The following is a 19,775-nucleotide window of genomic DNA, read 5'->3' as shown; positions in this document are numbered from 1 at the left end:
CTTATTCCCTTCAACGCGCATCTATCAGCCGCCATTTGCCGCAACGGTCTCGGCGATCTGCCGCAATCGAGCATCCAAATCTTCCTCGAAGTGGATATACTCGAGCCGCACGCCAGCCAGAGCGCACAGTCGCCGCTTGGTTTCATCTCTCCGGACGGTCGCTTCGAAGGCCTCAGGGCCTCCGAAAATTTCGATCGGGCGGTAATGCTGTTCCCCTTGATACTCAATTGCCAACTTTTGATTCGGCAGGTAGATGTCGAGGTGCTGTGGCGCGAGCCAAATGGGGCTGGCGTGCTGAACAATCCTGACATCAGGCAACAACGCTTTGAGCGCGAGGAATGCGCCGTGCTCAGTCTTCCACCGAATTTTCTCAAATTCCTGTTTCCAAGCGGTCTGTAGCGCAGCCGACATCGACTCTGCCATCGTCTTGAATGGAGCGGTTTGCCGCAAGTCGCCGTATCCGGTTGAGCAACCCGCGTCCCTGAAGTCTGACCACTGCTGCCAGAAGTCCGTCCCAAGCTGCCATTTACCGATCACCGCTTCCGCCCAAGCAGGCTGAGCGCGGATTTGGGTAAGTGGATCGGTATAATCCACATCGATATTACTAAAATCAAACGGAGAATATGAATGCTGAAAAGCACAACACAATAGGACTTGCGGGCTGGGCGGCGAATCGGAGGCCACTAGCGCCTTCAGCAACTCGCGCATGCCACCCCGCGTCAGCCACGGATGCGCGGTGTAAAACTCAACCTCCCATTCCTCGGCTTTGCCGTAGGTCGGATGTTCGCATTGCAACGCGAACAGGCAGCTCTTGAAAATCTCGTATGACCCTGATCGCGTCAGCCAGTACACGATGCGATCAAGGGCTTCTGGCGAGCGCGTTGACTTCCAACGGCTCATGTCGACAATTGCTGACGCTAATGTGGCATCCAAATCTGAGAGAAGCAGGACGGCTTCGCGCGACCGCTCGGTATTTCCGTCCTCAAGCATCGTTTTCAAAGATCGAACTGGAATGCGCGTCAGCGGGGGCTTGGCCAGCTTTGTAGCGTCTTTGGCGTAGGCATCCGAACGAGCGTGATCGAGAAACAAGTCCGCCTCGTCCGGAGCAAGGCCAAAGAATTTCTGCATTTCTTCACGTGCGGATTGAGCGCCGGCTTTAGCCGCAGCATGTGCAAAGAGCTTCATCAGGGGGGTTTTGGCCCTGCTCGATCCATCGAAGACGACGTCCTTGCCAAAGACGGGTTCTGGCGAACCTGCCCTGACTTGGTTCAGCGCTTCAGTCCAATCGCCTCGTGCAGCGGCGAGCGCGATCAGACGATCTCGATCGGGACCATTGCGGAATGCCTTGTAGTCTCCGCCGGTCTCGTTGGGACCTTTCTCATATTCGCATTTGGCCTCATCAAGGCGTCCCAAAGCAAAGAGCGCATCGCCAACCTTCCGCCAATGGGAAAAGGCTGCATAGAGCGGAATTGCCTCTTCATAACAGCCCGCCGCCATCATCAGGTCAACCTGGTCCCGACTTCGTGCCGCTTCCCACAATCCCGCACTCTGCAGCGCGTAAATCTTTTCGGCTGGTTTGAGCCACGTCTTTTCAAGCGCAATCGAATAGACCACACTCTTGAGTAATTCTTTAGCCTTGCGGTCCAAAATGTCTTCGCCTCTCGTCCACAGAAAATCATTTGATGATTATTTTAGGGCCGCACAAGCCTCTCTGGACGGCCGACCTCCCTGAAAGCGACCGTTCGTTCTGGCAATTAGGAATGACGGTTTTGTCCCAGATCTGGTCGCTCGGTCTGCCGTGAGAGCTTGCTGAACAAACGGAAGGTTTCGAGAAGCCGATTTGAACGACCGAACGGCGGCTCTGTCGGCGGCAACCGACGCCGACTCCCTAAACCTGCGATGTCCGTTATCTTCGTGTCATCGCTCCGAACCCGACTGTCGCGAATTCGGCGGATGCGGCCAGCACAAAAATGCGATCCGAATGTCTGATTTCCTGTTTTTGCGCTCTGAAGCGGACCGAGCGCAAAGTCCCAGTCGCGGTCGCCCACGATACGGTGAATGGAAGGCAGCTTACACGACGCCCAGACGAGGCGTTGAACGTCAGCTAAGTCGGCGGTTCGTTCACTTGCGGGCGAAAGCTAGGACACGCTGACAGAAGCCGGTCAGCTCCTGACTGTTGATCGCCTGCGTCTGCCAGGCCGGATTGGTGTCGTGATGGAAATTGTTGCCATAGTCCTTGAGTGCGCGAAGCTCGTCGATGTCTGCCTGCGAGAGAAGCTGGTTGGCAGCACCAACTCGCGGGATACAGCGGCCGATGAATGGTCCGATCAGCGACCCTGGAGGAAAGTCCGCTGGAAAGGCAACGCGGAGATAGGCCTCAAGCATCGGGCGCAGTGCCATTGCGGCGTGGCGCTCCTGCGCCGGATCGCCGGTGGCAACGAACCCGGCAACGAGGGCATGATTGCGATCATGTTCAGTGATGCAGTCCTGGTGCACGTCCCATTCGGCGACCGAAGATCCCTGACCATCGCGCCGGACCTTGATAAGCTGCAGGCGCGCGAGATCGGCTTCGGTGGTCGGGACATTAGCGCCCGCTGCCTGCTCTTTCACCAGCGCGATATCGCCGTTGCGCTTGACAAGCTGGCCTGCAGCATCAGCAACCTGCTGTCGGCGCCCATCGTAGAAATTGATCGCGGCGCGCGCGGCGTCGTCCAGCGCCGAGGCCTCCAGCGGCGCGCTGAACTTAGCGCGAAGCGCCCGGAGCGCCGCGTTCCAGTCGCGCATAATCGCAGCTGTGTCGAGGTCAAATGCCGGGAGGTCAATGTAGGCACCCCAGAACGTGCACGCCTCGCCGATTTCACGAACCGAACGCTCGAAGGCGCCGAGAACCTCACCGCGATGCTCCTCGGCAAAGGCCTTGCCCGCCTCAGTGATCGTGGTTTTCAGGGCCTCATAGGCCTCGCTGAAATAGGCCTGATAGTGGCGCAGCAACGGTGATCCGGCAAGATCCTGCTCGCAAAACGGACAGGCTTCCATGCCATCATCCACTCGCATGGAGGGCAGGAATCCCATCCCCTTGCCGACCCATTCCTCGCCCTCCTTGCCGAGCCACGTCAAATGCGCGCGTACTCGCGCGATCGCGTCGGCTTCGACATCGACAAGCGTGCGCCCGAGAAGCGTGTTGATCTGATCAGCATCGATAGCGGGTAGCGCCGGTGCAACAAACTCCCGGCGGGCTTGAATCGCTTGGGCGTTCTTCGCCGCAGCGAGCGTGCGCTCGGCATTGGCGATCTTCTGGTCAATATCATCCTCGTCGGGAAGCGCGCAGAACTAGTCGACGGACAGTGCACCCCGCGTGCCAGCGGGAATGGCTGCCTCGTGCTGGCGCAGCGCCTTGCTGTGCTCTTCGATCCGTTTGACATGGCCAACCAGTGCGGTGTTGAGAGCGACGCCCGGCGCGCCAAGGATTAATTCGTGAAGATTCTGGCGGTGCCCGGCTTCGACTTCGATCCCTGAGCACACATTGGCAGATACGAAGGCATCGTCGAATACGACGATGTCAGGCGACGGCGCGTTCCACGCGCCGTTTTGGAAAGTGAGATTGGCCCCGGCGAGCGTAAGCACGATGTGCGGCGGATTAGCAGCGCCGAGCCGCCGACGTTCCAACACGCCAGCCGGATCGCCTGTGCTCGCCGATTTGAGGATCGCCGCGAGCGTCGTCTTACCGCGACCATTTTCACCATAGATAAGGCTCAGCTTGGTGAGCGGCGGTAACTGCGCAGCAGCCACCGCATTGTCGAATTGCCCGATATTGCTCAGTAACTGGAAGCGTTCCAACAACGCAGTATCCCCCCATGATTCAACGACAATTGAATCATTTTTGCGGATCGATGCCAAGTCGTGCCAGCACTCACTTTGCGATACTTGGCGGAACGCAGGCACAAACCTCAATCACGCCGTTCACCACTTGCAGACCTACGCTTAACTAGACGGCAAGATCGATGCGTTTGGCGACCATGCCGACAAAGAGGCGTACCCGAGATCTCTCCACGCGAAACATCGAAGGAAAAGCCCCTTTTGGAACCGTTGAGCGAGGAAGGATTGCGCAAGTCCTGCTAAGTTCCTGGTTTCGTTGGATCGGGCAGGCAGGTTGTCAAAAAACGGGTACATCGGGCGAGAACCCTGTCAAAGCCTTGTGACAAAACCCCGGATGTTCCCGATTTGTCAGGCCAACTTGGCTGTCAACGGACATTTCCCTTACATCGCCGGAAACCTGTCGCTTTCGAGCAGCGCGTCGCGTTGCTTCAAGACTGGCCGGCCTGCGTCTGACTGCAGCCAGCCAGAAAAGTTCGCGCCTGTTCGAGCAAGGCATCCCGGCTGTCCCGATCCTGACGATCCCAGTTGCGGTAGGCCATCGCCAAGCGGTGATTTTGGCCAAGCTTGTCGCGATGACGTTCGAGGAAGTGCCAGTACAGGGCGTTGAAGGGACATGCCTCGCTTCCGACCCGTTCCTTCACGTTGTAGCTGCAGGCGCCGCAATAGTCCGACATCCGGTTGATGTAGGCGCCTGATGCCACGTAAGGCTTGGACCCGAGCAGGCCGCCGTCGCCGAACTGGCTCATGCCCAGTGTGTTGGGCAATTCGACCCATTCATAGGCATCCACGTAGACCTGCAGGTACCACTCGTGGACCTGCTTTGGATCGCAGCCTGCAAGAAGCGCGAAGTTGCCGACGACCATGAGCCGCTGGATGTGGTGGGCATGTCCCGTCGCGAGGGTCTGGCCGATCGCCTCGCGCAGGCACTGCATCCGGGTTTCGCCCGTCCAGAACCACTCGGGCAGATTCGAGCGGTGGTCGAGAAAGTTCCTGTCTACGTAGTCCGGACCTTCGCGCCAGTAGATGCCGCGCACGTATTCGCGCCAGCCCAGGATCTGCCGGATATACCCTTCCACCGAATTGATCGGCGCCCTTCCCGCGCGGAATTCGGCTTCCGCCCGGCGACACAGGTCGAGCGGATCCAGAAGTCCCGAGTTGAGGTAGGGAGACAGGATGGAGTGCCACAAGAACCGCTCGCCCAGCAGCATGGCGTCCTCATATCGGCCGAAATCGGGCAAGGCGTTGGCGAAGAAGCTGTCCGCCTGCCTTTGGGCATCTGCGGCGGTGACGGCGTAATCGAAACCTTCGAGCGAGCCGGGATGGTCTGCAAAACGCTGCGCAACCAGGACGAGGACCTCGCGGGTGATGGCATCCGGCTCGAAACGAAGAGGCCGCGGCATGAAGAGGTCGGCGTCCGCGGCTTCGCGATTGTCCTTGTCGAAGTTCCAGCGCCCGCCGGCAGGCTTATCCCCGTCGAGCAGGAGACCCGTCTTGCGACGCATCTGCCGGTAGAAGAATTCCATCGTCAGTTCGCGGCGACCGGCTGCCCAGTCCTCGAATTCGCGGTGCGAGCACAAGAACCGGCTATCCGCACGAATCTCTACAGGCAGGCCGAACAGCGTCTGCCAGCTCTCGATCATTGCCGCCACGCGCCACTCGCCCGGTTCGGTGACGACGATCCGGGCAGGGTCGTGGCGCGCGAGGGCCCGCGCGATCTCGCCAGTGAAACTGCCCGTGTTATCGGGATCGTCGAGACGAACGTAATCAACGCTCCACCCCGCCTCGACGAGCGCCTTTGCGTGATGGCGCATCGCCGAAAGGATGTAGGCGATCTTCTTCTTGTGATGGCGCACATAGGTGGTCTCGTCGCGAACCTCCATCATCAGCACCACGGTGTCCTTTGTGCTCATCCCCGCAAGCGATGACAGGTCGAACGACAGTTGATCGCCCAGCACGGGCACCAGCGTCCTGGCCGGTTCTTTCATGCAGCAGTCCCTCTCGTCATGCTTGCGCGCCCGGCCCGTCGGCACCAGAAAGGCGAGGCGCTGCAATCACGCGGAATTCGCCCGAGCAACCTGATCGGCCTTGCGGCTTTTCCGGCAGCGATCCGAGCAGTACCTGACCCGATCCCAGTCACGCGCCCACTTGCGCCGCCACGAGAACGGGCGTCCGCAAACCGCACAGAGTTTGGTCGGCAGGTCGGACTTCTTGCGCATCGTGGCCATGGCTAGGCACGATCTGCGCCATGGACCGCAGTCGCGGCGTCGAGCAGAGCCCCCCGCATGGACTCCGCCAGCCTGACTCCCGAAAGCCATGCCCCTTCGATCGTGGGCGCACGACACCAGTCGCCGCATGCTCCAAGCTTCAGGCCCGGGTTCCAGATGGTCTTGTCCAACGGTTCGACAGGCCGGGAAAACCGCCAGCGGTGCGCTTTCAGAAAGGTCGGCGTGGGAAGCTCCATGCCGAGATCCTGCGCGAATGCCGTGAGCATGCGCGCCGCGACATCTGCAGGCGCGCACTCGAGATTTTCCTGCGACCACAGTGTGTTGGCATGAAGCACCCAGCACTGCCCTTTGCCGCGTTCCGGCTTGGAGCGATTGCACGCGAGCATGGAAAAAATGCCCACCTCGGTCTGAAAATGGCGGGCCGCGCCGATGTCATGCGGAAACTCGACCATGACCGCCCAGCAGGGGGAAGAGCGCAGCGATGCGGCGTCGCGCGCTGCGTCGAGGTCATGCAGAGAAAGCAGCGGCGCGGCCTGCTCGGCCGGGACGGCGACGACCAGACTGTCGAAAGGCCCCTCACGCATGCCCTCGCCTTCAATTGCCCAGCGACCGTCCTCGCGGTGCAGAGCCTGGACCCGCACGCCGAAGCGCACGTCGAACCGCTGGCTCTGCTTCGCGACGAGGGTTGCCATCGAGGGCACGCCGACCATCGCATCGCGCGGGCCATCGAGCCAGCGCGATGCCCAGCCCGCTTCCTGCCAGCGCAGCGCTTCGGCGCGAAACGCGCGATCGCGCGCGGTGAAGAACGGCGCGCCAAGATCCCACGAGGATGTCGGCGTGACGACGGACGTCAGCCGCCCTCCGGGCCGCCGCCCCTTGTCGAACAGGACGATGTCACCGAGGCCGAACAGCCGCTCGGCACAAGCGAGCCCGGCAATACCCGCACCGACGATGCCGATCCGCATGGTCAGCCCCTGTGCCCGCCGATCAGGTCGAGAACCTCCCGGCGCCGACCGGCATCCTCGCGAAAGCACCCGAGCATCTTGCTCGTGACCATGTCGACGCCGTGCGTGCGCACGCCGCGCCCTGTCATGCAGCCGTGGCTCGCCTTGACGACGACGGCCACGCCGAGCGGGTCCAGATTGTCCCAGATGCAGTCTGCAATCTGCGCGGTCAGGCGTTCCTGAATCTGGAGGCGCTGGGCAAAGCCGTTCAGCACGCGCGCCAGCTTGGAGATGCCGACCACGCGATTGCGCGGAAGATAGGCAATAGATGCAGTGCCCGTGATCGGTGCAAGGTGATGCTCGCAGTGCGAATGGAAGGGAATATCGCGCAGCAGCACGATCTCGTCGTAACCGCCGACCTCGTCGAACGTACGGCCAAGATGCAGGGCCGGATCTTCGCCGTACCCCCTGCCGTATTCCTTCCATGCCCGACCGACCCGCGCGGGGGTGTCGAGCAGACCTTCGCGGTCCGGATCGTCACCTGCCCAGCGCAGGAGTGTGCGCACGGCCTCCTGCACGGCCTCGGGCACGCTTTCACGAACAGCTTCGTCGTGGCCGTCATTGGCCTCGCTGGCGTTCGCATCGTCCGGGAAGAACGCGCTGTGCATGATGTTCATGGTAATTCTCGCCTGTTCATCGCCACCCGGCACAGGCGGCCCTCGGGAAAGAGCCTAGGCTTCCCGATCAAGCTCTGCGATATGGCCAAACGTGAAGGAAACAGCCCCGCCGATACCCCTGGATCCCTACTCGCTGATCGCGAACAGCCGCGTTGCGGCGGTCGTCAGCGATCCGCGGCGCGACGACAATCCGATCGTTGCCTGCAACGAGGCCTTTCTCGCACTGACCGGCCATTCGCGTGAGGAAATCATCGGTCGAAACTGCCGGTTCCTGCGCGGCAGCGGTACCGAACCCGAACAGACTGCGATGCTGCGCGAAGCGGTCGCGCAGACCCGGCCGGTAATGGTCGAGCTGGTCAATTACCGCAAGGATGGCACCGCCTTCCGAAACGCCGTGATGGTGGCCCCGCTGTTCGACGACGACGGCGTACTGCAGTACTTCCTCGGCTCGCAGATGGCCATCGACGATACGCAGCCCAGCCGGCACCAGCTGGCCCGCTCCCGGATCGAGGGGTTGACCCGGCGCCAGCGCCAGATCCTGAGCGCGCTGGCCAAGGGGCAGCTCAACAAGCAGATCGCATGGGAACTTGGCGTGACCGAACGGACGGTCAAGATGCATCGCGCCGCAGTGCTGCGCGCACTGGATGTCCGCTCGGTTGCCGAAGCGATACGGATCGCCATCGAGGCAGGTTTCTGATCGACACGCCTTGGGGCAGGTATCAGGGCTTCAGGCCGGCCTCGAACTGCGCGAACGAAGCTTCGAGCGCTGCCTGCAGGCGCGCCTTTTCGCTCGTGTCCAGCAGAGCACGGCATGCTGCATCCGCCTTCCCGGCCGCGCAGGCGGCGACCGGCGTGCCCAGTGCATGGCCCGCCCAATAGCTTTCGCCCGGGATGAAGGCATATTCGAGGCTTGCGCGCGCAAGGTTCTTCAGGTCGCCATAGCCCAGCCCCTGCTCACGTACGGCGCGCATGTACTCGCCGGTCATGTCGGTGCGCAGCAATCCCTGATCGTCGGTCGAGAGCACAAGGGGCACGCCGAAGCGGCGATAGAGCTGCAAGGGATGCTCCTCGCCGCTGACGCCCAGAATCACCGCGTTGCTGGTAAGGTTGATCTCGACCGCGACACCCTCGCGGGCCATGCGCGCGAGGGTTTGTGCAGCATCCGCTTCGTAGGCAATCGCCGTGCCGTGACCGATGCGCTCGGCCCCGGCATCGAGCGCCTTGGCCATGTGGTTCTTCATCGCAGCGGGCGGGACCAGTCCGAAGGCGAGTTCGCCCGCGTGGAGCGTACGGCGCACGCCGGGATACCGCGCCTCGAGAAACCGGAACATGGCCATGTGCAGGTCGTAGTCACGCAAGGCGACCGGCCAGTCTTCGGGCTGGACGATGTTGACGCCGAGATAGCGCGGGTCGGCATCGGCGAGGGCAAATCCGAACAACAGCGAGCGGAACACCTGCCGCGGCGGCAGGGCGCGAAAGCCGCTGGCGAGGTAGCGCAAGGTCACCGCACAGGCCCGCTCGGCATGGCGCGTGCTGCACTCGAGCGCGCGGCGCGCTGCCGCCTCGTCCGCGTCGAGCTCGCGCCGCGCGTCGGACAGGACGGGTGCGAGCCCGGCAATCTCCTCGGCATAGAGCGCCGCCAGCCCATCTTCGTCCAGTGGCGCGTCGCTCCCGGCAAGGACGTAGCGCGTCATCGCGCCGGGGTTGTGCATCAGTTCGAGATAGCTGACGTGGTCGCCAGCGGCGGTCTGCAGGGCCAGCGCCATCGATGGCACCGTATTGTTCATCGCCACGGCGCCGAAGCGCTCGAAGGCGACGAAGAACTGGGTATGGCCCGAAACCGCGTCCGCGCCGATCCCGTGCTGCCAGCCGCGCGTCGAGAGCTGGTCGACCAGCCGCGCGTAAAGGAAAGGCGCATCGCTGGCGATGACGTCGAGCCGGTCGGCCTGCGCGCAAGGCGGCGCCAGCAGGGCCAGCGTCGCGCGATCGGCGCAGTAGCCATCGCGCGCGGCCCAGCCGAGGTAGTCCTCGGCCGAAGGGGTGCCCGCAAGATGGTTGTGCAGGTCCCCGCCCTTGGGCATCGCCTGAAGAAAGACGCGCAGCATCGCGGCGTTGTCGGCGACTTCCTCGAAGATCGCGGCTGCACGCGCCTCGTCGTCCTGCTGCGGCGGACGGGCCTGCGCAGATGACAGGGCAAGGACCGTCCCCAGCGCCAGACAGGCGCACGCCAGCGCCTTGCGAACCGTGCTCGTGATCATCGCTGCCCCCTGTTGCAGGCGGGGTTCTAGGAACCGTGCCGCATGCGCACAATCGCAATGAAGGCGACGCCCCATTGCACAAAAGCGTGCGCCTTGCCGGGCCAGTCTGGCCCGATGTCGTCAGGGAGCCCGTGAGCCCGCGCTGCCCAGACGCGCGATAGCCTTCTCGAGCAGTACGGTGCCCTTCAGCCGCTCGCGGATGACTTCCAGTCCGGCGCGGGCATCGGCGCTCGCCCCGCACACGAACAGGTCGACCGCGGCAAGCGCGTGCTCGGGCCAGGTGTGGATCGAGATATGCGATTCGGCGAGGAGCGCGACGCCCGTCACCCCCATGCCCGGACCGAAATGGTGCAGGCGCACGTCGATGACCGTCGCCCCGGCAGCGCGCGCGGCATCGCGCAGCGCGGCCTCGATCAGCTCGAGATCGCCGAGGCCATGCGTGGCCGCGATGTCGGCGATCAGGTGGATGCTGGTCTCGGGGCTGTGGCTCATGGCAGGGTTCACGCGAGAGAAGTGAAGGCATGGCCGAGGTGGCCAAGCGCGGCTTCGGCGGCAAGCACGCCGCGATAGTGCGCTTCCTCGAAGAGCGAGAGCCCGCTCATGTCGGAATGGGCAAAGACGACAGGCGGCCGGGCGCCGAGTGCCCCGAGGCGAGCCGGGGCAGCGAGGAAGCCGGGCGAAGGGCGCGCCATGGCATGGCCCCAGCGCCACACGTCGATGCGCCGCAGCGCGCCCTCGAGATCGGGGTTCATCGCCAGCAGGTCCTCGCGCACCACCGCCTGCCAGCGCTCGAGGCTGCGCGTCATCAGGATTTTGCGTGCTTGCTCGGGCGTCTCGCGCGAGAGCGGCATGTACCAGGTCAGCACGCTCGGCCCCGCGCCGGCGCTGGCGCTCTGGTGTGTGGCGACGACGTAGCCGAGCGATTCGCTCGCGCTCGACACGTTGTCCCAGGCGAGCGGGGTGCCGCGTCCTTGTGGCAGCCGCTCGACCGTCACGTTGGCAACGACCCAGGGCGCATAGTCGAGCGAGCCGCGCGCGGCGTAATGCGGCGCGACACGGGCCGCGACGAAGTGCGGCATGGCGACGACGACGGCGCGCGCGCGAAGACGGCGGCTGCGGCCCGCGGCGTGGTCGAACACGTCGACAAGCACACCGCGCCGGCCTTCTTCGGGCCGGACCGCGAAGACGGAATGGCCAGAGCGCAAGTGCGGCGCGATGCGCTGGGCCATGCGCGCAACGAGGCGGCCATTGCCCTCGGGCCAGGTCAGCTCGCGATCCCCGTCACCGTTCGCCGCCCAGCCACGCCGCGCGGCGAAATAATGGATGCCCGCCCATGCCGAGACCTGCTCGGGCTCGGAGCCGTAGTCGTCGCGGCAGCAGTAGCGCAGGTAGGCGCGCAGCGCGGGCGCGGTGAAGCCTTGCGCATCGAGCCACTGCGCGAAGCTGAGCGCATCGAGCGCGCGCAGATCGCGATCGGTGCTGGAAAGCGCCATGGGGATCGCGAAGGCGGGCCTGCCGTCGCTCCCCTCCATCTTACGGTAGAGCGCCATGCGCGACTGGAAGGCCTCGTGCTGCGCGCGGTCCGCCGGGCCCAGACCGTCGCTCGGGAACAGGCCCTCCTGCCAGTGCCCGCGCCACAAGAGGCGTTCCTCGAGATCGGCGCAGAGCTGGTAAGGATCGTAGACGGGCGCGCCGCTCGCATCCTCGCCCACGATCATGCCGAATTCGCGCAGCATGTGGTGCAGCGCGCGCGCCTCGCGATTGGGCACGGGCAGGTAATGCGCGCCGAGCGGATAGGCGCTCACGGCATTGGCGCCCGAGCGGGCATTGCCGCCGACGCGGTCCTCGAGTTCGAACAGGGCGAAATCGGAAAAGCCCGCCTCGGCCAGTCGCCAGCCGGTCGCAAGTCCCGCCACGCCCCCACCGGCAATGACGAGGCCGACCTCCTCAACGTTGCCTTGCGGCGCGGGAAACGCGCCATCGCGCAAGGCATGGCCGCGCTGCCAGTCGGCACCGCCGAGCGTCCCCGCCATCGCCCTGTCGCCGCACCCGCCCAGCGCCAGCGACCCGGCGGCGAGCGCGCCACCGGCAAGGACTGCGCGGCGCGAGGTCTCAGCCTTCATACTTGCCCCATTCCTGCGCGAAGCTGCGCACCAGCGCCTGGTTGTCGAGGCGATTGGCGGGTACCGGGCGGCGCGCCATGTCGGGGGGAAAGTCGAACATCGCGCGCTCGGTCGCAGGCGTCAGGAAGCGCAGGCCCGCAGGCAGGCGCACCGTGTCGCCGGGCGCGGCATGCGCGGCGAGCGTATAGCCCCATTCGCCGAAGCTGGGCACGTAGGCGTGGTAGCCGCGCGTCGCCAGTCCCGCCGCCTCGAGCGTGCTCGCCACCGTCCAGTACGAGCGCGGCGCCACCAGCGGCGAGGTGCTCTGGACCGTCATCACCCCGTGCGGCGCGAGCAGGCGCGCGACCTCGCGGTAGAAGCTGACGGTATAGAGCTTGCCCAGCGAGAATTCGGTGGGGTCGGGAAAGTCGACGATGATTGCATCGTAGGGACCGCGCGCCTCGCGCACCCAGCGGAAGGCATCGGCATTGTGCAGCGTGAGCCGGGGCGAGGAGAGCGCGTCGCGGTTGAGCTGCGCGAACTGGGGCGTGTCGCGGAACAGGCGGGTCATCTCGGGATCGAGATCGACCAGCGTGACGTGGCCGACGCGCGGATCGCGCAGCACCTCGCGCGCAGCTAGGCCGTCGCCCCCGCCCAGGATCAGTACTTCGCGCGGGGCGGCGACGCGGCCCAGCACCGGCCAGACGAGCGCCTCGTGATAGCGGTACTCGTCGCGGGTGGAGAACTGCAGGTTGCCGTTGAGCCACAGCCGCATGTCGTCGCCCTGCCGGGTCACGACGATGCGCTGGTATGGCGTGGAGCGGGCATAGACCACCGGCTCCTGGTAATAGGCGACTTCGGACCAGCGCTGCATGCGCTCGGCACCCGCTAGCCCTGCGACGAGGCTCGCGGTGACGGCAAGCGCCGCGACGAGGTCGGCGGCAATGCGGCGCTGGCGGCGCAGAAAGACCAGCAGCGCGAGCGCCACCGCGACATTGGCGAGGCCGAAGACGAAGCCGGTGCGGATCATGCCCAGCTGCGGCACGAGCACCAGCGGGAACAGCAGCGAGGCAATCAGCGCGCCGACGTAGTCGTAGGTGAGGACGTTGGAGACCAGCTCGCGAAAGGCGAAGCGGTGGCGCAGGATGCGGATCAGCAGCGGAATCTCGAGCCCGACGAGCAGGCCGATCGCGAGCACCAGCGCATAGAGCACCACGCGAAAGTCGCCGACCAGCGGGAAGAGCATGAACAGACCCGCCGCCGACCATCCGCCGAGCGCGGCGATGAGAATCTCGACCCGCACGAAGACGCCGATCTCGTCGCCGCGCACATGGCGCGAGAGCCAGCTGCCGATGCCCATGGCGAACAGGTAGGAGCCGATCACGGTCGAGAACTGGGTGACCGAATCGCCCAGCAGGTAGCTCGCCAGCGTGCCCGCGAGCAGCTCGTAGATCAGCCCGCAGGTGGCGACGACCAGCACCGAGACGAGCAGGATCAGGGCGAGCGTCGCGGGCGCGCGCTCGCCGTCCGGCGCCGTCGCGGGGTCCGTGCCGCCTGTCCGGGGCGCGGTGTCAGCCATGCACGGCGGCGGCGATGATGTTCGAGATGCCGATCGCGACCGCGCCCGCGAGCAGCGCCACGGCCATGTTCTTGCGCTCGATGATCTCGCGCCACAGCTCTCCCGGGGTGAGCTTGTCGACCAGCACGAAGCTGCCGATGAAGATGACGATGCCGAGCAGCGCGTAAAGCAGCGTGGCGAGGAAGACGGACAGGGTCAGCATGGCAGGCTCCTGGTTGCGGGATAGCAGTCCCGGTGTGTTCGAAAGCGGCGGATCACTTGTGCGTCACTTATGCGTGGGGCCGACGTAGACCGAGCCGCGGCCATAGTGCGCCTCGTCCGAAAAGGGCGAATAGGCGTACCACGAAAGCAGCAGCGTGCAGGCCGCGAGGCTGGTCGCGAGGATGAGGTAGATGACGAGGCGGGTGCTCATTCGGTCTTGTGGTCCCGGGTCACGATTTGCGGATGCGGTGCCAGATGATCAGCCCCGGCCATATGAAGAGCAGGACGACAAGCGCGAACCAGTTGCTCCAGGGAAGGCCTCCTGTCTCGGCGACGATGGTCACCGGCAGCGTCTCGGCCGCGACCCAGCCATTGGCGTAAATGGGCACGCCGTCGCGCGGCCAGACGTGTGCGGCGGCATCGACGTAGACGTCGTAAGTGCCGCGCGGCAGACGGCCGAGCAGGATGTTCGAGCGGCGGTCCCCCTCGGTCCAGCGGCCATCGCTGTCGCGCCCGGAATAATGCTCGACCAGCCCGTAGCCGCCGGTCGCCTGTCCGGTCTCGCGGCTGACGAGGGCATAGTCGAGATCGACCCAGCGGTTGTCGAACTCGCGCCCGCGCGCCTTGACCCGCACGAACTGCCAGTCGCGCCGGACCTCGAGCGTACCGATCTGCACGCCTTCCAGCGTCTCGCCGTAAGGCGCGGCAACGCTGCCCTCGATCCGGTCCACCGGCCCTGCGATGAAGACCATGAACAGGAGCGTCACGATCGCCACCCCAAGCCCTGCGAGCATCATGTAGGGCAGGTCGTCGTTCTCGACGCCGAGCGGCTTGCCCGCCAGCGAGGAGCGCCCGGGCGCACGCGACATGCGCCGCCCGTCGAGACCGAAGGCCTGCTTGATCTCGTCCGCATCGACCGGAACGAGCTGGGTCCAGGTCACCTCGCCATCGACCTCTTCGCGCGAGAGCGTGGCCCCTGCGCGCTCGAAGCTGACGCAGCGCGCGCGGTCGCCATTGGCGACGCGCCAGTAGAATTCACCGGTCACGGCGCCCGTTACCGCGACCTGCGGGTCCCATTGCCGCTCGTAGCGCTGGCCGCGCCAGGTTACCGCATCCTCGTCCCCCTCGGGCAGGTCGAGCAGCATCGTGCCGAACTGCCATTCGCCCTCCCACTCGACCAGCCAGCGATAGCCGAAATAGGGGTTGTAGAGCAGGTACTCGCGCCAGGAGCCGGAGTTGTCCTTGCGCCGCATCGCCCCGATCACGGCCCATTCGCGCTCGAACAGCGTGCCGCGCATGCCCAGGTCCATGGCGAACCGGGCCTGCGCGCGGTCGTGCTTGCGGATCAGCGCCACGTCGGGCCGCGAAACGTCGAGGAGCGAGCCGCAATAGACGCAGCCCAGATTGACCGAGTAGCCCGCCGCGCGCAGATCGATCGTGCCCCCGCAGTGCGGGCACACAACGGTTGCGGGTCCCTGCGCCGGCGTGCTCATCGCAGCGCCTCGGGCAGTGGCCAGCCCTCGATCTCGCGCAGCCCCTCAGGTTCGAGATCGACGAGTTCGCAAAAGTGCCCGAACCATGCCGAGACGCTTTCGCCCTGCCGCTGGAGCGAGAGTGCGGCACCGGTGCGGCTGCGGAAATCGGCGTTGACCAGTTCGGTCCCCGGCAGGGTCGCGAAAGGCAGGTCGCCCTCGCTGCCAAGGCACTGCGCCGCCTTGATGTCGGTCGCGCGCAGCAGCGTGCCGTCGAGCAGGATCGCCTGGCCCAGTTGCGGCTCGCGGCCGCTCGCGAACGCGACGACCACCGGATCATCGCCCAGCGCGTGACATTCGCGGGTGAAGAGGTACATGCCCATCGCCTCGGCCAGCCAGGCCGGGCTGCCATCGCCCGCCTCGAGCAGCCACTCGTTCCACGCGCCGCCGCTCCAGCCCCAGCGCACCCGGCCTACGACGTGGAACCGGTCCTGCTCCACACGCAGCCGCGTGCCGAGCCGGATCGGCGACATGTCGAAGGGCAGCACTGCGACCTTGCCCAGATCCTCGATGCCCAGCGCGCTGTGCAGGACGAGCGATTGGCAATAGCTGCAGGTGGAATAGACTTGCGCGGCGCTGCGCAAGGTCAGGGCCGCGCCGCAGGACGGACAGTTGATCACCCCTTGAAGATCCCCCCGGATTCGAGCCTTGATGCCTCGCCTCGCGCGCGCTGGCGCAAGGCGCCCGGCTCAGCGGATACGCGCGAGCAGCTCGGCCTTCTTGGCGTCGAATTCCTCCTGGCTGAGCGCACCGATCGAGACCAGCTTGTGCAGCTTCTCGATCGTCGCGATCGGGTCTTCGCCAACGGTGTCGCCCCCGCCCTGCGCCGCCGTGCCGGTCGCGCTGAAGCTGCCGGCCATCGCGCTGCCCAGTGCACCGGCCGCGGCAACGCCTGCCCCCAGCCCGGCAAGGCCGGTATCCTGGCCCGCTGCCGCCTCGATCGCCTCGGCCGCCTGGAAGCGGGTGTACTGGCCTAGATCGCCGAGCACACGCATCGAGGAGCCCTTGTCGAGGTGGGCCTGGACTTCCTCGGGCAGCGAGATGCTCTCGACGTAGAAGCTGAGGCATTCGATGCCCCACTGCGCGAAGGCGGCATCGACCTCGGTCTTGATCCTGTCCGACAACGCGCTCTGGTTCGCGGCGAGATCGAGGAAGGCGATCCCGCCCCCACCCAGCGCAGTGGCGATGGCGGTCTGGATCGCGGCGCGCAGCTGCGGCTCGAGCGCCGATACGATGACGCCCTCGAGCGTGCCGACGACGCGTTCGATGAAAGTCTCGGTATCGCGGATGCGGAACGAATAGCTGCCAAAGGCGCGCAGGCGCAGTGCGCCCAGTTCCGCATCGCGCACGGTGATCGGCTGCGCGGTGCCCCATTTGAGGCCCTGCTGCTCCTTGCGCGAGAGGAACACGACGTCGGACTTGAAGGGCGACTTGAAGCCCTTGTCCCAGTTCATCAGATTGGTGAGCACCGGCAGGTTGGCGGTGTCGAGGCGGTGCAGCCCCGCCTCGAAGATATCGGCGACACAGCCCTCGTTGACGAAGACCGCCACCTGACCCTCGCGCACCGTGAGCTGCGCCCCGTTCTGGATCTCGCGATCTTGGAACGGCACGCGCCAGGCCAGTTCGCCGGGCTTCTCCAGCCACTCGATGACGTCGACGAACTGCTTCTTCAGGAATTCGAACATGCTGCTCTCACCACTGCCTCTGGCAGCGATGATAGTGCCCGCTGGCCGCAAGGCAATCGATCGCTGCACAATCCGGCATCGTCCAGGAGCAGAACCCTAGGACAAGCGCCAGCTGCGCGCCGTGAGGCTTGTCACGCGCCGCTCGCGACGACTACTCTTGGCAATACCGCAGGGATGGGCTGGTCAAGGGGGCCTGCCATGCCCCGCAAGCAGGATTCACGCGCGCCAGATGCCCAAGATCGTCGACCACGACGCCCGCCGCGAAGAGGTCGCCGAGATCGCCGCCCGGATGATCGCCCAGCGCGGCATCGAGGGCACGCGCATCCGCGACGTGGCCGAGCTTGCCGGCTATTCGACCTCGATCGTGTCGCACTACTTCAAGAGCAAGCACGAACTGCTGATGTGTGTCTATCGCCTGCGCATGAAGCAGACGGTGGCGCGGGTCGAAGCGATCACCCGCGAGGGCGGCGACCTGCTCGACAGCCTCGCCGCCGTGCTTCCGCTCGATGTCGAACGGAACGAGAGCTGGCGCATCTGGCTGGCGTTCTGGGGGCTGGCGACGAGCGATGCGAACTTCCTCGCCGAGCAGCGCCAGCGCAGCCGCGAGTCGGTCGAGCTGTTCCACCGCGCCATCATCGGCTCGGGCGCCATGCGCGAAGGCGCGCAGAGCCGACTTGTGGCGCAGGCGCTGCTCAGCAGCGCCGCCGGGATCGCGACCCAGGCGGTCTACGATCCCGAGAACTGGCCCGCGCAGCGCCAGCGCGAGATCCTCCGCCTGCTGCTCGAAAGCACCGTTCCAGCGCTGGCAGCGACCCCGGACTGAAGCGCACGGGGCCGCAGTCAATCTCTCAGGGCCGGTTGGGCAATTGCTCGGCGAGATGACGCCCGGCGATGTAGCCGAAGGTCATGCCCGGCCCGAGCGTTCCGCCCGCACCGCCGTAGGACTCGCCCAGTACCGCAGCCATGGCATTGCCTGCGGCATAAAGGCCGGGGATGGGATTGCCGTTCCAGTCGACCACCTGCGCATCCGCATTGGTGCGCGGACCGCCCGCGGTGCCAAGGGCCCCGGCTTCCATCTTCACCGCAAAGAACGGGCCGGTCTCGATCGCGCCGAGCGTGCGGTGCGGCGGATCGTAGTCCATGTCGCCCCACATATAGAAGTTGTCGTAAGTGTTGTCGCCGCGATTGAAGTCATCGTCATGGCCGTTTCGCACCATCTCGTTGAAACGCGCGACGGTCGCGGTCAGCCCCTTGGGGTCGATCCCGGCCTTGTCCGCCAGTTCCTCGAGCGTGTCGGCCTGCATCATGAACGAGGGCACCGGGCCGCCGGCCGGCGTGTTGAATGTATGGTACTTGTCGCGGTAGCGCTGGTCGATGATCAGCCAGTAGGGTAGGTTCGCATAGCTATGCGTGCCCGCATCGAAGGCATGCAGCGCCTTGCCCAGCGCATTGTAGTTGGCCGCCTCGTTGACGAAGCGCTTGCCCGTCTTGTTGACGAGGATCGCTCCGGGCTTGGCGCGCTCGTCCGAGGCGAGCAGGTAGTTGGCCTTGGCAGCGCGGTGTTGCGGTTCGAACTCGAGCACGCTCTGCATCCAGTAGGCATGGCTCATGTTGCCCAGCTTCGCGCCCGCCTCGATCGCCATGAGCAGTCCGTCGCCCTCGTTCTCGGGGACACTGACGGGCCCGGTGAGCGGACCGCGCAGGAAAGTCTGGACGAGCTCCTCGTTCCATTCGAAGCCCCCCGTCGCGATGACCACCCCGCGCCGCGCGCGCACCTTGTATTCCTTGCCGCCGGCATCCTCGGCGACCACGCCGATCACCCGCTCGCCGTCCTTGACGAGATGGCGCGCGCGCTTCTCGAACTCGACCGGGATGCCGCGCTCGATCACCGCGAGGAACAGCGAACCGGCAAGCGCCTGGCCCAGCCCGCGATAGTCGTGCGCCTCGCGCTCGGCGAGCGTCGCCTCGTCGAGCCCGCCGGTGATCGCCTCCTGCAGGCTGCCACGCAAGGGATAGGCCATCTTGCTGGGATTGACCCGGCCCGCCCACTTGCCCAGCCGGTCGAAGGCGAAGGCCGCATTGTCGAGCGAACGTCCGCCATCGGGCTTCGCGCCGGGCATGTAGGGCTGATAGTCGGGAAAGTCGGTGAAGGTGTGGAAACGTACCGGGGTCTTCTCGGCAAAGTAGCGCAGCATCTCGGGCCCGCGCTCCATGAAGGCCATGAGCGTGTCGGGATCGAGCTGGCCGGGCGCGAGCGCGTCGAGATAAGCGACGATGTCCTCGTCGTCGTCCTCGATACCGGCCTCGAGCTGGTGGTGGTTGCCCGGAATCCACAGCATGCCGCCCGACATCGCGGTGGTGCCGCCGACCATGCCGGTCTTCTCGAGGATCACCACGTTCTCGGCACCGAAATCCTTGGCGGTGATCGCCGCGGTCATGGCCGCGCCGCCCGAGCCGAGCACGACGACGTCGGCCTCGAGGTCCCAGGTTTCGCTCTCGCTCATCATCACTCTCCCATTGTCCGTGCGCTCGGGCGCACAGGGGACGATCGCTTTCGCCCCGCTTTTTGCAACAACGGTTGTAATTACGCGATGGCCGCATCGACACCTGTGACAAAGCACAGGACCCGGCATCGCCTCCGGCAAAATGCGTAGCAATTTCGAGGTACTTGGCAGCAAGGCAGCCAGCCGCAATCA

At 65.4% G+C, this 19,775-nt stretch carries 19 protein-coding genes; 2 read left to right on the top strand and 17 right to left on the bottom strand.

The window, feature by feature from the left end:
• Positions 1 to 24 precede the first annotated feature (24 nt).
• The 7 genes from I5E68_RS01460 to folE form a co-directional block, all read right to left on the bottom strand.
• Complete coding sequence (locus I5E68_RS01460; RefSeq protein WP_197160075.1) at positions 25 to 1,647, bottom strand: PDDEXK family nuclease; 1,623 nt, start codon at positions 1,645 to 1,647, stop codon at positions 25 to 27.
• Between the two features lie 474 nt (positions 1,648 to 2,121).
• Positions 2,122 to 3,117: a hypothetical protein gene (locus I5E68_RS01455; RefSeq protein WP_197160074.1), complete on the bottom strand. Its 996-nt coding sequence runs from the start codon at positions 3,115 to 3,117 to the stop codon at positions 2,122 to 2,124.
• A gap of 213 nt (positions 3,118 to 3,330) precedes the next feature.
• Positions 3,331 to 3,897 carry an AAA family ATPase gene (locus tag I5E68_RS01450; protein WP_197160073.1) on the bottom strand — a complete coding sequence of 189 codons (567 nt, stop codon included), beginning with the start codon at positions 3,895 to 3,897 and terminating at the stop codon, positions 3,331 to 3,333.
• 407 nt (positions 3,898 to 4,304) lie between these two features.
• Positions 4,305 to 5,861 carry a cryptochrome/photolyase family protein gene (locus I5E68_RS01445; protein WP_197160071.1) on the bottom strand — a complete coding sequence of 519 codons (1,557 nt, stop codon included), beginning with the start codon at positions 5,859 to 5,861 and terminating at the stop codon, positions 4,305 to 4,307.
• A 66-nt stretch (positions 5,862 to 5,927) separates the two neighbouring features.
• On the bottom strand, positions 5,928 to 6,101 hold the full coding sequence (locus I5E68_RS01440) for a DUF2256 domain-containing protein (protein WP_197160069.1): 174 nt from the start codon (positions 6,099 to 6,101) through the stop codon (positions 5,928 to 5,930).
• 2 nt (positions 6,102 to 6,103) lie between these two features.
• The gene (locus tag I5E68_RS01435) at positions 6,104 to 7,066 is read right to left on the bottom strand and encodes an NAD(P)/FAD-dependent oxidoreductase (RefSeq protein ID WP_197160067.1); all 963 of its coding nucleotides are present in this window, start codon (positions 7,064 to 7,066) and stop codon (positions 6,104 to 6,106) included.
• Between the two features lie 2 nt (positions 7,067 to 7,068).
• Positions 7,069 to 7,722, bottom strand: a complete 654-nt coding sequence (gene folE, locus I5E68_RS01430) for a GTP cyclohydrolase I FolE (RefSeq protein ID WP_197160065.1) — start codon at positions 7,720 to 7,722, stop codon at positions 7,069 to 7,071.
• A gap of 91 nt (positions 7,723 to 7,813) precedes the next feature.
• Between folE and I5E68_RS01425 the strand changes: the two genes are divergently transcribed.
• The gene (locus tag I5E68_RS01425; protein ID WP_323982057.1) at positions 7,814 to 8,419 is read left to right on the top strand and encodes a PAS domain-containing protein; all 606 of its coding nucleotides are present in this window, start codon (positions 7,814 to 7,816) and stop codon (positions 8,417 to 8,419) included.
• A 22-nt stretch (positions 8,420 to 8,441) separates the two neighbouring features.
• Here the strand turns inward: I5E68_RS01425 and I5E68_RS01420 are convergent, their stop codons facing one another.
• The 9 genes from I5E68_RS01420 to I5E68_RS01380 all read right to left on the bottom strand — a co-directional run bounded on the left by I5E68_RS01420 (position 8,442) and on the right by I5E68_RS01380 (position 17,079).
• Positions 8,442 to 9,980 (bottom strand): adenosine deaminase family protein, encoded by a 1,539-nt coding sequence (locus I5E68_RS01420; protein WP_197160064.1) that lies wholly within the window; start codon positions 9,978 to 9,980, stop codon positions 8,442 to 8,444.
• A 120-nt stretch (positions 9,981 to 10,100) separates the two neighbouring features.
• Positions 10,101 to 10,472 (bottom strand): adenosylmethionine decarboxylase, encoded by a 372-nt coding sequence (speD, locus tag I5E68_RS01415; protein WP_197160063.1) that lies wholly within the window; start codon positions 10,470 to 10,472, stop codon positions 10,101 to 10,103.
• Positions 10,473 to 10,480: 8 nt separating this feature from the next.
• A complete protein-coding gene (locus I5E68_RS01410) occupies positions 10,481 to 12,103 on the bottom strand; it encodes an FAD-dependent oxidoreductase (protein ID WP_197160062.1) in 1,623 nt (540 codons plus the stop codon).
• Complete coding sequence (locus tag I5E68_RS01405; RefSeq protein ID WP_197160060.1) at positions 12,093 to 13,661, bottom strand: polyamine aminopropyltransferase; 1,569 nt, start codon at positions 13,659 to 13,661, stop codon at positions 12,093 to 12,095. The genes I5E68_RS01410 and I5E68_RS01405 overlap by 11 nt, the downstream gene beginning before the upstream one ends.
• Positions 13,654 to 13,863: a DUF350 domain-containing protein gene (locus I5E68_RS01400; protein ID WP_197160059.1), complete on the bottom strand. Its 210-nt coding sequence runs from the start codon at positions 13,861 to 13,863 to the stop codon at positions 13,654 to 13,656. The genes I5E68_RS01405 and I5E68_RS01400 overlap by 8 nt, the downstream gene beginning before the upstream one ends.
• A 63-nt stretch (positions 13,864 to 13,926) precedes the next feature.
• Positions 13,927 to 14,073 (bottom strand): hypothetical protein, encoded by a 147-nt coding sequence (locus I5E68_RS01395; RefSeq protein WP_197160058.1) that lies wholly within the window; start codon positions 14,071 to 14,073, stop codon positions 13,927 to 13,929.
• Positions 14,074 to 14,092: 19 nt separating this feature from the next.
• Positions 14,093 to 15,355 (bottom strand): DUF4178 domain-containing protein, encoded by a 1,263-nt coding sequence (locus tag I5E68_RS01390; protein WP_197160057.1) that lies wholly within the window; start codon positions 15,353 to 15,355, stop codon positions 14,093 to 14,095.
• Entirely contained in the window at positions 15,352 to 16,014 is a 663-nt protein-coding gene (locus I5E68_RS01385; protein ID WP_197160056.1) for a DUF4178 domain-containing protein, read from the bottom strand. Before I5E68_RS01385 ends, I5E68_RS01390 begins: the two co-directional genes overlap by 4 nt.
• Before the next feature lie 69 nt (positions 16,015 to 16,083).
• The gene (locus I5E68_RS01380; RefSeq protein WP_197160055.1) at positions 16,084 to 17,079 is read right to left on the bottom strand and encodes an SPFH domain-containing protein; all 996 of its coding nucleotides are present in this window, start codon (positions 17,077 to 17,079) and stop codon (positions 16,084 to 16,086) included.
• A 229-nt stretch (positions 17,080 to 17,308) separates the two neighbouring features.
• Between I5E68_RS01380 and I5E68_RS01375 the strand changes: the two genes are divergently transcribed.
• Complete coding sequence (locus I5E68_RS01375) at positions 17,309 to 17,902, top strand: TetR/AcrR family transcriptional regulator (RefSeq protein WP_197160054.1); 594 nt, start codon at positions 17,309 to 17,311, stop codon at positions 17,900 to 17,902.
• 25 nt (positions 17,903 to 17,927) lie between these two features.
• On the opposite strand, the gene I5E68_RS01370 is transcribed toward I5E68_RS01375, so the two are convergent.
• A complete protein-coding gene (locus I5E68_RS01370; RefSeq protein WP_197160052.1) occupies positions 17,928 to 19,583 on the bottom strand; it encodes an FAD-dependent oxidoreductase in 1,656 nt (551 codons plus the stop codon).
• Positions 19,584 to 19,775 lie beyond the last annotated feature (192 nt).

The sequence above is a fragment of the Novosphingobium aureum genome, from assembly GCF_015865035.1.
Classification (GTDB): domain Bacteria; phylum Pseudomonadota; class Alphaproteobacteria; order Sphingomonadales; family Sphingomonadaceae; genus Novosphingobium; species Novosphingobium aureum.
This window is presented reverse-complemented; position numbering and strand designations above follow the sequence as displayed.